Origin of the sequence: Paracoccus thiocyanatus, from assembly GCF_900156255.1 — a bacterium.
Classification (GTDB): domain Bacteria; phylum Pseudomonadota; class Alphaproteobacteria; order Rhodobacterales; family Rhodobacteraceae; genus Paracoccus; species Paracoccus thiocyanatus.
Map to the genome: position 1 here is coordinate 90,125 of NZ_FTMK01000013.1, position 13,541 is coordinate 103,665.

A 13,541-nucleotide genomic window follows, 5' to 3' on the forward strand; every position below is an offset into this window, starting at 1 on the left:
CCGTCCCTCTCCTTCGGAATGCGCGTTTCCGGGAAAGCCTAACGCCGGGCTAATAAATATCAACCGAAACCTTGCCCTGCGGCGATTCAGCCGCGCAAGGCCGCGGCCAGCGCCGCGGAAATGCGGGCGCCGTCCTCGGCCGGCAATTGCGGCGGGGTCGTAAAGCTGTCGGTGCCGTCCTGAAGATAGGCTTGCGACGACACGTCATGCACATGGTGCATCGGCACGACATGGGCATGGGCATGGGCCACATGGATGCCGGTATAGAACAGCGCCACCCGCTCGACCGCGTAGATCGCCTTCATCTGGCGGGCCAGGCGCTGCGCGCAATCGGTGATGCGGGTGGCCAGATCCTGGGGCAGATCCTCGAACCAGGGATAGTGCCGCTTGGGGATGATCAGGCAATGGCCGGGGCGGATGGGATGCAGGTCCAGGAAGGCCAGGATATGCTCGTCCTCATGGACCCGGTGCGCCGGCAATTCGCCGCGCGCGATGCGGCAGAACAGGCAATCGTCGGACATTCGTCATCCCCCCTTGTTCAGGCCCGGCGGCTCAGTAGCGGTAATGTTCGGGCTTGAACGGGCCCTGCGGGGTCACGCCGATATAGGCGGCCTGTTCCTGCGACAGGGTAGTCAGCTTGACGCCGATCTTGTCCAGGTGCAGCCGGGCGACCTTTTCGTCAAGCGCCTTGGGCAGGATATAGACGCCGGGCGCGTAGTCGTCCCCCTTGGTCCACAGCTCGATCTGCGCCAGCACCTGGTTGGTGAAGCTGGCCGACATGACGAAGCTGGGATGGCCGGTGGCATTGCCCAGGTTCAGAAGCCGCCCTTCGGACAGCAGGATGATGCGATTGCCCGAGGGCATCTCGATCATGTCCACCTGGTCCTTGACGTTGGTCCACTTGTGGTTCTTTAGCGCGGCGACCTGAATTTCATTGTCGAAATGGCCGATATTGCCGACGATGGCCATGTCCTTCATCTCGCGCATATGCTCGATGCGGATCACGTCCTTGTTGCCGGTGGTGGTGACGAAGATATCGGCGCTGTCCACCACGTCTTCCAGCACCACGACCTCGAACCCGTCCATGGCGGCTTGCAGCGCGCAGATCGGATCGACCTCGGTCACTTTCACGCGCGCGCCTGCGCCGCGCAGGCTTGCGGCCGAGCCCTTGCCCACGTCGCCATAGCCGCAGACCACGGCGACCTTGCCGGCCATCATCACGTCGGTGGCGCGGCGGATGCCGTCCACCAGCGATTCCTTGCAGCCATATTTGTTGTCGAATTTCGACTTGGTGACGCTGTCGTTGACGTTGATCGCCGCAAAGGGCAGCAGGCCGCGCTTGTGCAGGTCGTAAAGCCGATGCACGCCCGTCGTGGTTTCCTCGGAAACGCCCTGGATGGCGTCGCGCTGGCGGGTGAACCAGCCGGGGGTTTCGGCCAGCCGCTTGCGGATCTGGGCAAACAGCGCCTCTTCCTCTTCGCTGGTGGGGGTGTCGATCAGGCCGGTCTCGCCCGCCTCGACCCGCGCGCCCAGCAGCACATACATGGTCGCGTCGCCGCCATCGTCCAGGATCATGTTCGCCGTGCCTTCCGCGAACTGGAAGATGCGGTCGGTATAGGACCAGTATTCCGGCAGCGTCTCGCCCTTGATGGCAAAGACCGGGATGCCGGCTTGCGCGATCGCCGCCGCGGCATGGTCCTGGGTCGAGAAGATGTTGCACGACGCCCAGCGGACCTCGGCCCCCAGCGCCACCAGCGTCTCGATCAGCACCGCGGTCTGCACGGTCATGTGCAGGCTGCCGGCGATGCGGGCGCCGGCCAGGGGCTTGGCGGCGCCATATTCGGCGCGCAACGCCATCAGGCCGGGCATCTCGGTTTCGGCGATGTCCAGCTCCTTGCGGCCGTAATCGGCCAGGGCGATGTCGCGGATGATGGAATCGGTCATGGGGCCCCTCGCGCCTGTGTCATGGGCGGGGCCTTAGCATCCCCGGCGCGGTCCTGCAAACCCAAGCGATCAGCCGTCGATTCCCGCCTCGGTGAAGAAGGTCTGCGGGCTGGCCCGGTCGCTGAACCCGATCCCCGAGGCGATGACGCAACTGGTTGCGTCCGGGCGCTCGAACACCAGGGTCCAGGTGCCCATCAGGTCGGATCCCCAAAGCGTGGTGCCCTGCGCGCCGTCGGCGATGCGGGTTTCGCCGAAATCGTGGCGCAAGGTGTTTTCCAGGTCGGCGTCGCGTTCGCACCAGGGCTGGTCTTCGGGCGCGCTGGCCGAGGCGGGCAGGGTGCGCGCGATCTCGCGCACCGCCCGCGGCTCCAGCCCCGCCATGGCGGACCAGCCGCGCGGATGGGCCAGGTTTTCCGCGCGGCTTTGGATCGCGGCCTGGGCGGACAGCGCCGGCACGGCCAGCAGCGCCGCCAGCAGCGCGGGCAGGATGCGGTGGGCCGAAGGTGTCTTCATCGTCTCAACCTTTCGCTTTCACGCGGTTCATTGGCAGGAAAACCCCGCAAAGCCGGCCGGGGTTCCCGAAAGGTTCCGGCCCGCACGGGCCAAGGCGATGGCGGCAGGGCCGCCGATGCCCTAGAAAGGCCCCAGGGCAAGACGCGCGGAGAAACAAGCGATGGCGATCCTGTTGGCCGATGTGGGCGGCACCAATGCGCGGATGGCGCTGGCATGCGAGGGCGTGCTGGCGCCCCGGACGATCACCCGCTTTCGCGGCGACGATTACGCAAGCTTCGACGCGGTGGTGATGGCCTATCTGGCCCAGCAGGGCAGCCCCCAGATCGACGCGGCCTGTATCGCCGTGGCCGGCCCGGTCTGGGGAGACGAGGCGCGGCTGACCAATCGCGACTGGAGCTTTTCCGCGGCGCGGCTGGGGGCGCTGTCGGGCGCGCCGCGCGTGCGGCTGATCAACGACCTGATGGCGCTTGGCTATGCCACGCCGGCGCTGGACGGTGCGGCGGCGGGATTCCTGCGCGTCCCGGCCCAAGGCGCGCTGTCGAACGGCCAGCGGCTGGTGGTCAATGCCGGCACCGGCTTCAATGTCTGCGCGGTCAAGGTGTCGCCCGAAGGCGGCATCGCCTGCCTTGCCGCCGAGGAAGGCCATACCCGCCTGCCCGTCTCGGTCGCCAGGCCGCTGGCCGAGGCGCTGGGGCAGGGCGCGGCCTCTGGTATCGGCTCGGTCGAGGAACTTTTCGCCGGCCGCGGCCTGGCCCGCCTGCACGCGCTGCGCAGCCGCATGCCCCAGGGCCGCCCCGAAGAGGTGGTCGCCGCCGCCGCCCGCCATGACGGCGAGGCCGAAGAGACGCTGCGCCTTTACGCCCGGCTGCTGGGGCTGCTTTGCCGCGAACTTGCCTTGCGATTCATGCCGATGGACGGGATGTTCCTGGCCGGCAGCGTCGCGCGCTCTTGCACCGAACGGTTCGAAATCTTCGAGCGCGCCTTTCTTTCCGACCCGCTGATGGCCGCGATTCCGCAGGCGGTGCCGATCGGGGTGATCCGCGACGATATGGCGGCGCTGCATGGCTGCCTGGCCGCGATCCGCTGAAAATCGCCAAGAAGCGGGCGGCTGCGCTGGATTTTATGCGCGCGGCCTGCGATGCTTGCGACAAAACCGCACAAGCAGGGCAGTCGGGCAATGAAAAGCTGGATCAAGGCAGGAACGGCGGCCGCAATCGTGCTGGGCGTCGGCGCGGGCATGGTGATGGCGCAATCCTCCGGCCCTTCTTCGTCCCTGCCTTTCTCGGGCTGGTTCGGCGGCGGCGATCCCAATGACGATTCGCCCGTCAACCTGGATTTCCAGGTCCAGGGCGGCGACGATGACCTGCTGCCGGCGATCCGGGCGACCTCGCTTCTGGTCGGCGCCCAGGCCGAGGGGCGGGTGACCGGACAGGACATGCTGGCCGCCGCGCGGGGCGATTACGCCCGCATCCTGGGGGTGCTTTACGACCAGGGCTATTATTCGGGCCTGATCGACATCACCCTGGACGGGGTCGAGGCGGCCAGCATCGCCCCCCTTGATGCGCCCGCAGGGGTGCGCCGGGTGGTGGTTTCGGTCCAGCCGGGGCCGCGCTTTCGCTATAGCCGGGCCGAAATCGCGCCCGTGGCGCCCGGAACCGACCTTCCCAGCGATTATCGCCGCGGCGAGATCGCCCGCACCGGCGACATGAAGAACGCCGCGACCGCCGGCGTGGCCGGGTGGCGCGATGTCGGCCATGCCAAGGCCGAGGTGGCCGATACCGAGATCGTCGCCGATCACGCCGCCAACCTGGTGGACAGCCGCATCCGCCTGGCGCCCGGCCCGGAACTGCGCTTTGGCCAGCTGACCATCCGCGGCCACGAGCGCATGAACCCGCGCCGGCTGCGCAAGATCGCCGGCTTTCCCGAAGGCGAGCGTTTCGACCCCGAGAAGCTGGAGGATGTCAGGAAGCGCCTGCGCCGCTCGGGCGTATTCTCGGCCATCACCCTGACCGAGGCGGATGCCGTCGGACCCGGCAACACGCTGGACGTGGACCTGTTGGTGACGGAACAGAAGCTGCGCCGGCTGGGCGCGGGCTTTGAATATTCCAATACCGACGGGCTGTCGCTGACCGGCTATTGGATCAACCGCAACCTGTTTCGCGGCGGCGAGCGGCTGCGCGTGGACGCCAGCGTCTCGGATATCGGCGGCGACACCGGGCGCGATTACAGCCTGGGGCTGCGCATCGACCGGCCCGCCACCATCACCGCCGACACCACCGGCTATGTGCTGGCCACCGTCGAAAGCCTTCAGGAAGAGGATTACGACCTTGACGCCGGCACCTTCGGCCTGGGCTTCACCTGGATTCCCAGCGACGAGCTGACCGCCGATATCGCCCTGCAATACCGGGCGCTGCGCGTGGACGACGATGGCGGCCGCACCGATTTCCGGCTGCTCGCCCTGCCGGCGACGGTTCTGTGGGACAAGCGCGACGAGCCGACGGATGCCAAGCGCGGCTATTGGCTGTCGGGCGGCATCACGCCCTTTGTGGGCTTGCAGGACGAAACCGGCTCGGGCGCGCAGGTCCTGGCCGAGGGGCGGGTCTATTACAGCTTCGGCACCGACGACCGCTTCACCCTGGCCGGCCGGGCGCGGCTGGGCACCGTGGTCGGCCCCGAGATCGAGGAAACGCCGCGCGACTATCTGTTCTGGTCCGGCGGCGGCGGCACGGTGCGCGGCCATTCCTATGAATCGCTGGGGGTCGAGGTGATCCCCGACGACAGCGGCGGCACGGTCCGCACCGGCGGCATGTCCATCGTCACCCTGACCGCCGAAACCCGCATCCAGGTCCGCGAACGCATCGGGCTGGCGCTGTTCGCCGATGCCGGCCGCGTCTGGGAAGACAGCGCCTTTTCCGGCCCCAGCGGCTGGCAGGCAGGCGCGGGCGCGGGCATACGCTATCGCACGCCGGTCGGGCCTTTGCGTTTCGACATCGCCGCGCCGGTCGGCGGGGGCGATGGCGATGACGGCGGGGTGCAGGTCTATATCGGTCTGGGGCAGGCGTTCTGATGCGTGATCTGGCTTACCGTCTTGTCGTCGCCCTGGCCTTGGTGCTGGCCCTTCCGCTGGCCGCGCTGGCGCAGGACAGCGCCGCCGAAATTTCGCAAGAGGTCGAGGACGACCGCGGCTTCATCACCCGCTTCCTGGAAGAAAAGCTGTCCGGCGCCGGCCGGCAGGTGGTGATCGAGGGGTTCCGCGGCGCGCTGTCCTCGCGCGCGACCTTTGACCGGATGACCATTGCCGATGATGACGGCATCTGGATCACGCTGGAAAACGGCGCGATGCAATGGACCCGCTCGGCGCTGCTGGCGCGGCGGGTCGAGATCGACGAGCTTTCGGCCGAGCGCATCATCCTGCCGCGCCTGCCCGGCACCGGCGACAACGCCGCGCCGCAGGCCGAGGCGCAAGAGTTTTCCCTGCCGCAACTGCCGGTTGGGGTGAATATCGACCGCATCGCCGTCGAACGCGTCGAACTGGGCCAGCCGATCATCGGGCAAGAGGCGGTGATCGCCATCGACGGGGCGATGAACCTGTCGGGGGGCGAGGGCGAGACCAGGCTGACCATCAACCGCGTGGACGGGCCGCGCGGCGAATTCGTTCTGGATGCAGGATTTTCCAACGAAACCCGCGTCCTGCGCCTGGACCTGCGCCTGGACGAGGATCGCGACGGGCTGTTTGCGAATGCGGTCAAGCTGCATGACCGGCCCGCGGTGCGGGCGGAAATCACCGGCGAAGGGCCGATGTCGGACTTTACCGCCGATCTTCAGCTTGCGACCGATGGCCAGCCGCGCGTGACCGGCACCGTCTCGGTCGATGCGGCCGAGCGTGACGGCGCGCCCGGCACCGCGTTTCGCGCCGAACTGGGCGGCGACGTGGCCGCGCTGGCCCCGCCGCACCACCGCGCCTTTTTCGGCAGCCAATCCCAGCTTCTGGCCGAGGGCTGGCGCGGCCAGGACGGCCGGCTGGTCGTCCCCTCGCTGCGGCTGACGACCGAGGCGCTGCGGCTGGACGGTGACCTGGCCACCACGGCGCGCGGCGCGCCGGAAAGCGCGCATCTGACGCTGCTGCTGGGCCAGGATGCGGGGGCTGCGCAATTGCCGGTGCTGCTGCCCTGGACCGACCGGCCAACCACGGTGCGCTCGGGCAGCCTGCGGCTGGATTACGACGCGACCAGGGGCTCGGGCTGGGTTCTCAAGGGCGTGGTCGGCGACATCGTCCGCGACGACATCACCCTGTCCGAATTGCGGCTGGACGGGCGCGGCCGCGTCGCCCTGACCGCCGAGCAGGCGCTGGAAGAGGTGCGCGGCTGGATCGCCTTTGGCATGGACGACCTGGAACCCAGCGATCCCGGCCTGGCGCAGGCTGTGGGGCGGGTGCTGAACGGCGGGCTGAACTTTGCCTTTGCGCCCGGCAACGCGCTGCGGCTTTGGGGCATGAACATCAATGGCGAGGATTTCGGCTTCAAGGGCGAAACCACCGTATCGGGGCTGCGCTCGGGTCTGACCCTGTCGGGCGACATCACCGCCGAGCATCGCGATATCGGGCGCTTCTCGACCCTGGCCGGGCGCGCGCTTGGCGGCGCGGCACAGGCCCATATCAAGGGCCGCTACGCGCTGCTGGGCAAGGGATTCGATGTCGAGGCGCAGGTTCTGGGCAACGATATCCGCATCGGCCAGGACCATGCCGACCGCATGTTGGCCGGGCAATCCCGCATCGAACTCAGCGCCCGGCGCGATACCTCGGGGATCGACCTGCGCAAGCTGACGGTGAATGCCCGCAACCTGACGGCCCAGGCCCAGGGGCGGCTGGACAGCTATTCCAGCACCCTGACCGCGACTGTCGAGATGCCGGACCTGTCGGTGGCGGACCCCGGCATGTCGGGCAGCGTCCGCAGCGAGGCGCGCGTGACCGGAGCCCAGGGTGCGCGCCGCGTCACGCTGACCGGCAAGGCGCAGGATCTTGTCATCGGCATCGCCGAACTGGACGGCGCGTTGAAGGGCGAAACCGACCTGCTGGTCGAGGCGGCGCAGGCGCAGGACGGCTTCGAGGTGCAGACCCTGCGGCTGACCAACCCGCAGCTTGACGCCCAGGGCCGGGGCAGCTTTGCGCCCGGCGCCATGGATGCCACGCTGAACCTGTCCATGCCTGACCTGGCGGTGCTGGGGCGCGGCCTTTCGGGCGGGCTGACGGCCGAGGCGACGGCGGTGGAACAGGGCGGCACCCGCCGGATCGAGCTGACCGGGCGCGGCACCGACCTGCGCCTGGGCCAGCAGGACGTGGACGGGGCGCTGACCGGCGTGACCGACCTGCGGCTGTCGGCCGAACAGCGCGGCGACGAGATCACCGTGCATGATTTCGACCTGACCAACCGGCAGATGCTGGCCACGGCGCAGGGCCGCATCGCCCCCAGCGGCACCGACATGCAGGGCCGGGTGGAAATCCGCTCGCTGGCCAGCTTTGGCCGCGGCTGGCGCGGCGCGCTGGCGGCGCAGGGCAGCTTCAAGGACGACGGCTCGGGCGCGCGGCGGCTGGACGTGACCGGCACCGGCACCGACCTGTCCTTTGGCCAGGCGCAGGTCGATGGCGCGCTGGTGGGCGAGACCCGGCTGGCGCTGCACGGGGTCGAGCGCGACGGCGTCTTCACCATCGAGACCGCGAGCGTCGAGAACCCGCGCCTGAACCTGGGCGCCGAGGGGCGGGTGGGGCAGGGGGCAACCGACCTGGCCGCCACCTTGCGCGCCGACGACCTGCGCTTTCTGGGCCGCGGCTTTCGCGGCTCGGTCAGCGCCTCGGGCCATGTCCTGGACCAGCAGGGCGGCGGGCGGCAGATCACCGCCAGCGGCCAGGCCCGCGGGCTGGGCGTCGGCAACCCGCAGGCCGATGCGGTGCTGGCGGGCGAGACCAGCTTCGACCTGGCCGCCGCGCAGCGCCCGGATGGCAGCCTGACCGTCAGCCGGCTGCGCGCCGGCAACGGCCAGTTCAGCGTCACCGGCGACGGCAGCCCGGCCGAAGGGCTGAACCTCGACGCCCGGCTGAACGACCTGGGCCTGGTGGTGCCGGGCTTTCCCGGCCCGGCGACGGTTTCAGGCAGCATTCGCAACACCGGCAACGTCTATGACGTGAACCTGACCGCAAACGGGCCGGGCGATACCCAGGCCCGCGTGACCGGCACGGCAGCGACGGACCTGTCCACCGCCGATATCGCCATCAACGGCAGCAGCGATGCCGCGGCGGCCAACCCGTTCCTGCGCACCCGCTCGATCGAGGGGCCGCTGAGCTTCGATCTGCGCCTGAACGGCCGGCCGGGGCTGGAATCGCTGTCGGGCCGGGTGGCGCTGACGGGCGGCCGGCTGGCCGAGCCGCGCTTTGGCCTGGCCGTGGGCAGCCTGAACGCCAATGCCGATTTCAACGCCGGCCGGATCGCCATCGATATCCGCGGCGCGGTCGAGGCGGGCGGCACCATCACCGTCACCGGCCCCATCGCCCTGGTGGGCGACCGGCAGATGAACCTGGACGTGCGGCTGGCCGACGTGGTGCTGCGCGACCCGAACCTTTATGAATCGCGCGTCAGCGGCGCGGTCAATGTCTCGGGGCCGCTGGGACAGGGGCCGTTGGTCTCGGGCCGCATCGACATCGGCCATACCGAACTGCGCATCCCCTCGACCGGGCTGGGCGGCGCCAAGGCGATCCCCGACATCATCCACCGTTCCGAGCGCCCGCCGCAGCGCCAGACCCGCGCCAAGGCCGGGCTGCTGGAATATCCCAGCGACGCCTCGCGCCAGGCCGGCATGGCGGCGCCCCCGGCCACGCCGCCGGCCAATCCGGCGCGTTTCGATCTGCTGATTTCCGCGCCGTCGCAGGTCTTTATCCGCGGTCGCGGCGTCGATGCCGAACTGGGCGGCGAGATTCGCCTGACCGGCAATGCCCGCCAGCCGATCCCCATCGGGCAGTTCGAACTGATCCGCGGCCGGGTCGATCTGCTGGGCAAGCGCTTCGACATGACCGAGGGGCTGATCGAGTTGCAGGGCAGCATGATCCCGGTGCTGCGGCTGGTGGCCGAGACGGTGCAGGACGACATCACCACCCGCATCATCATCGACGGCGAGGCGCAGGACCCCGACATCACCTTTGAATCCTCGCCCGAGATGCCGCAGGAAGAGGTGCTGTCGCAACTGCTGTTCGGCCGCGGGCTTGACAATATCAGCGCGCTGCAAGCCGCGCAGTTGGCCAGCGCCGTCGCCACCCTGGCCGGCCGCGGCGGCGAGGGGATCGTGGGCCGGCTGCGCGCCTCGACCGGGCTGGACGATCTGGACCTGGCGACGGATGACGACGGCAACGTCTCGGTCCGGGCGGGCAAATACCTGTCCGAGAACCTTTATACCGACGTGCAGGTCGGCGGCGACGGCAAGACCAAGCTGAACCTGAACCTGGACATGTCCGACACGCTGACCGCCCGAGGCTCGGTCGACAGCGAAGGGGAAAGCACCATCGGCCTGTTTTACGAACGCGACTATTGACCCCGCCCGCCAGATGCGCGGACGGGGCTTGATTATGGCCGCGCTGTTTATTAGCTAGCTAATGAATTGTCAGACAGTGGGGAAACGCGATGCCCGATCGCCCCTTTACGCTTGTGGAATCGCTTATCGAACTGACGCGCGTCTTGCGCGCCGCCTTTGAAAGCCGGGTCGAAAAGCACGGGCTGACCTATTCCCGCGCCCGGCTGCTGACCACCATCGGCCGCAACGAGGGCGCAAGCCAGGCCCAGCTTGCGGCGCTGCTGGGGATCGAGACGCCGACGCTGAAGCGGCTGCTGGACGCGCTGGAGGCGCAGGGCCTGACCGAGCGCCGCCCGATGCCCGAGGACCGCCGCAAGCATGCGATCTACCTGACCGAGGCGGCGCGGATCGAGCCGCTTTTGGGCTTTCGCGCCGAGGTGGACGTCGCCCTTGCCCACGGCATCGCGCCCCAGGACCTGGCGGTCACGCGCCGCACGCTGGCGCAGATGGCGCTGAACGCCGAAAGGCTGCGCCAGGGATGAGCGGGCCGCGAGCCGCGGCGGCGGCCGCCGCCCCGGCACCCCCTGCGGCCCCGGCCGCGCCGCCCTTCGTGCCGATGTCCTGGCCCGCCACGCTGGGCTATGTCGGCGCCTCGGTCACGATCGGGCTGACGCAGGGGCTGGCGCAGGGCTTTGTCAGCACCAACATCCCCCAGATCGCCGGGGACCTGGGCGCCACCACCACCCAGGCGACCTGGCTGATGGCGGCCTTCATGATCCCGCGCGCCTCGATGCCGCTGCTGCTGATCAAGATCCGCACCCAGTTCGGCCTGCGCCGCTTTGCCGAGGTGGCGATCCTGGTCTATCTGGCGGTGTCGCTGGCGGCCTTTGCCGTCTCGGACCTTCGCTCGGCGGTGGCGGTGCAATTCGTGGCCGGCATGGCCTCGGCACCGCTGTCCACGCTGGCCTTCATGTATATGCTGGAGCCGCTGCCGCCCCAATGGAAGATGCGGCTGGGCCTGCCGATGGTGCTGGCGATGGTGGCGGCCGGGCCGATGCTGGCGCGGGTGATCTCGCCCGCGCTGATGGGCGACCACGGCTGGGGCGGGCTTCACGCCATGGCGCTGGGGCTGGCGGCGGTGTCGCTGGGGCTGGTCTATGCGCTGCCGCTGACCTCGGCGCCGCGCGTCAAGGTGATCGCCGCCATGGACCTGGTCAGTTGGCTGCTGATCGCCACCGGCTTCGGGGGACTGACAGTGGGCTTCATCATGGGCGCGATCCATTGGTGGACCGACGTGGCCTGGCTGGGCTGGGTGCTGGCGCTGTCCATCGTGGCGCTGACCCTGGCCGTGGTGATCGAGCTGCACCGCAAGGCGCCGCTTCTGGACATCCGCTGGCTTGTCAGCCCCGCCATGCTGCACCTGACGGCGACGCTGCTGATCTTTCGGCTGGTCCTGTCCGAGCAAAGCGCCGGCGCGCCGCGCATGTTCCAGGTGCTGGGCGTGACCCAGGGCCAGCTTGTGCCGCTGTTCACGCTGATCTTTGCCGCAACGGTGCTGGGCGGGCTGGCGCTGATCCCGTTCATGAAGCCCGAGCGGGTGCCGCTGTTCCACATCATCGCGCTGGTGCTGATCGCCGCGGGCGCCTTCATGGACAGCCATGCCAGCATGGATACCCGGCCGGCGCAGATGATGCTGAGCCAGGCGATGATCGCCTTTGCCGGCTCGTTCTTCCTGGCGCCGGCGATGATGCGCGGGCTGCTATCGGCGCTGGCGCGCGGGCCGAACTATATCCTGTCCTTCGTCATCGTCTTCCTGTCCACGCAATCGCTGGGCGGGGCGATGGGGTCGGGGCTGTTCTCGACCCTGATCAACCACCGCCAGGCCCTGCACCTGCAAGTGCTGGCCGAGGAACTGACCGCCGCCGATCCGCTGACCGCGGCCCAGATCGCACAGCGCGGCGCGGCGCTGGCGCCGCAGATCGCCGACGCCGCGCAGCGCCAGGCGCAGGCGGTGGCGCAGTTGGCCCAGGATGCCAGCGCGCAAGCTTATGTCATGGCCTATAACGACGCCTATTTCCTGACCTTCCTGCTGGCGGCGGCGGCGCTTGCGGCGCTGCTTCTGCACCTGTTCCGCGACTGGCTGGTGGTGCGGATCGCGCCGCTGCCCCCCGCCGCCCAGACCCAAGCCGAGGCCGATTGATGACCAGAAACCACCTGATCCCGACCCTGATCGCGCTGGCCGCCGGCCTGGCCGGCCTGCTGATCGTGCTTTACGCCTGGCACCTGCCGCCGTTCCGCCCGGCGCATCCGCAGACCGAGAACGCCTATATCCGCGGCCAGTTGACCACCATCGCCCCGCAGCTTTCCGGCTATGTCGCGGCGGTCGAGGTGCGGGACTTCCAGACCGTCACCGGCGGCCAGGTCATCGCCCGCATCGACGACCGGCAACATCGCCAAAGGCTGGCCCAGGCCCAGGCCGCCCTACAAGGCGCCCAGGCGGCGCTGAAGATCCAGGAACAAAGCGTCCATTCCGCCCAGGCCAGCCTGCAATCGGCCCAAGCGGCGCTTTCCGCGGCCCAGGCGGCGCGGGACACGGCGGCATCGACCTGGGATCGCGCGCAGGCCCTGCAATCGCGCGGCGTGACCGCGCAAAGCGCGGCCGATCAAAGCGAATTGTCGCTACGCCAGGCCGAAGCCGCCGTCACCCAGGCCGAAAGCGCCATCGCGGTCGCGCGCGAGAATGTCAGCGGGGCCGAGGTCGGGCTGGCCGCCAAGCGCGCCGAAATCGCCTCGGCCCGCGCGGCGGTGGAACTGGCGCGGATCGACCTGGACAATACCGTGGTCCGCGCCCCCGCCGACGGGCGGCTGGGCCAGGTCGGCGTGCGCCTGGGCCAATATGTCACCGCCGGCACGGCGCTGGTCAGCCATGTCGGCCCCGAGGTCTGGGTCATCGCCAATTTCCGCGAAACGGAATTGCACGGCATCCGCCTTGGCGACCGCGCCAGTTTCACCGTAGACGCCATGCAGCACCGCGCCTTTACCGGCCGGGTCGAGGCGTTCTCGCCCGCAACGGCATCCGAGTTCAGCCTGCTGTCCGCGTCGAACGCCACCGGCAATTTCACCAAGGTGGCGCAGCGCCTGCCGGTGCGCATCGCCATCGATCCTGGGCAAGAGATGGCGGAGTATCTGGAACCGGGCCTGTCCGTGGTGGTGACGGTGGACGAAGGGGCTAGGCTGCGGACTCATAATTCCTCATCCACAGCCTTGAGCATGCCATGAGGACGGCGGCGAGGTAGTTTTCCGCCGTCTTCTCGTATCGGGTGGCGATCTTTCGGAACTGCTTGAGCTTGGAGAAGAACCTCTCCACGAGGTTGCGCTGGCGGTAGAGGACCGGATCGACCTGCCGCTGCACCTTGCGGTCGCGTTGGGTCGGGATATGGCCGCGTCCGCCGCGCGCCGCGATCAGGTCGAGCACGGCGCGGGCATCGTAGCCGCGATCGGCCACCACATCGCCGGGTCGAGGATGCGTC

General features: G+C 69.1%; 10 protein-coding genes. 6 read left to right on the top strand and 4 right to left on the bottom strand.

The window, feature by feature from the left end; translation table 11 throughout:
* Positions 1-86: 86 nt before the first annotated feature.
* The 3 genes from F3H32_RS11090 to F3H32_RS11100 all read right to left on the bottom strand — a co-directional run bounded on the left by F3H32_RS11090 (position 87) and on the right by F3H32_RS11100 (position 2,457).
* Positions 87-521, bottom strand: a complete 435-nt coding sequence (locus tag F3H32_RS11090; RefSeq protein ID WP_149765913.1) for an HIT family protein — start codon at positions 519-521, stop codon at positions 87-89.
* Positions 522-552: 31 nt separating this feature from the next.
* Complete coding sequence (gene ahcY, locus F3H32_RS11095) at positions 553-1,944, bottom strand: adenosylhomocysteinase (protein WP_149765914.1); 1,392 nt, start codon at positions 1,942-1,944, stop codon at positions 553-555.
* Positions 1,945-2,013: 69 nt separating this feature from the next.
* Positions 2,014-2,457: a hypothetical protein gene (locus F3H32_RS11100; RefSeq protein ID WP_149765915.1), complete on the bottom strand. Its 444-nt coding sequence runs from the start codon at positions 2,455-2,457 to the stop codon at positions 2,014-2,016.
* 160 nt (positions 2,458-2,617) lie between these two features.
* On the opposite strand from F3H32_RS11100, the gene F3H32_RS11105 reads away from it, so the two are divergent.
* From F3H32_RS11105 to F3H32_RS11130, 6 genes are all read left to right on the top strand, one after another.
* Positions 2,618-3,544, top strand: coding sequence for a glucokinase (locus tag F3H32_RS11105; RefSeq protein WP_149765916.1), 927 nt, complete (start codon positions 2,618-2,620; stop codon positions 3,542-3,544).
* A 90-nt stretch (positions 3,545-3,634) separates the two neighbouring features.
* Complete coding sequence (locus F3H32_RS11110) at positions 3,635-5,524, top strand: autotransporter assembly complex protein TamA (protein ID WP_149765917.1); 1,890 nt, start codon at positions 3,635-3,637, stop codon at positions 5,522-5,524.
* Positions 5,524-10,032 carry a translocation/assembly module TamB domain-containing protein gene (locus F3H32_RS11115; protein WP_149765918.1) on the top strand — a complete coding sequence of 1,503 codons (4,509 nt, stop codon included), beginning with the start codon at positions 5,524-5,526 and terminating at the stop codon, positions 10,030-10,032. Before F3H32_RS11110 ends, F3H32_RS11115 begins: the two co-directional genes overlap by 1 nt.
* A gap of 89 nt (positions 10,033-10,121) precedes the next feature.
* A complete protein-coding gene (locus tag F3H32_RS11120) occupies positions 10,122-10,553 on the top strand; it encodes a MarR family winged helix-turn-helix transcriptional regulator (protein WP_149765919.1) in 432 nt (143 codons plus the stop codon).
* Complete coding sequence (locus F3H32_RS11125) at positions 10,550-12,211, top strand: efflux MFS transporter permease (protein WP_149765920.1); 1,662 nt, start codon at positions 10,550-10,552, stop codon at positions 12,209-12,211. The genes F3H32_RS11120 and F3H32_RS11125 overlap by 4 nt, the downstream gene beginning before the upstream one ends.
* A complete protein-coding gene (locus tag F3H32_RS11130; RefSeq protein WP_149765921.1) occupies positions 12,211-13,290 on the top strand; it encodes an HlyD family secretion protein in 1,080 nt (359 codons plus the stop codon). The genes F3H32_RS11125 and F3H32_RS11130 overlap by 1 nt, the downstream gene beginning before the upstream one ends.
* Here F3H32_RS11130 and F3H32_RS17880 read toward each other — a convergent pair.
* The coding region (locus F3H32_RS17880; protein ID WP_223191419.1) for a transposase at positions 13,241-13,541 on the bottom strand (301 nt) is incomplete at its 5' end. The genes F3H32_RS11130 and F3H32_RS17880 overlap by 50 nt on opposite strands.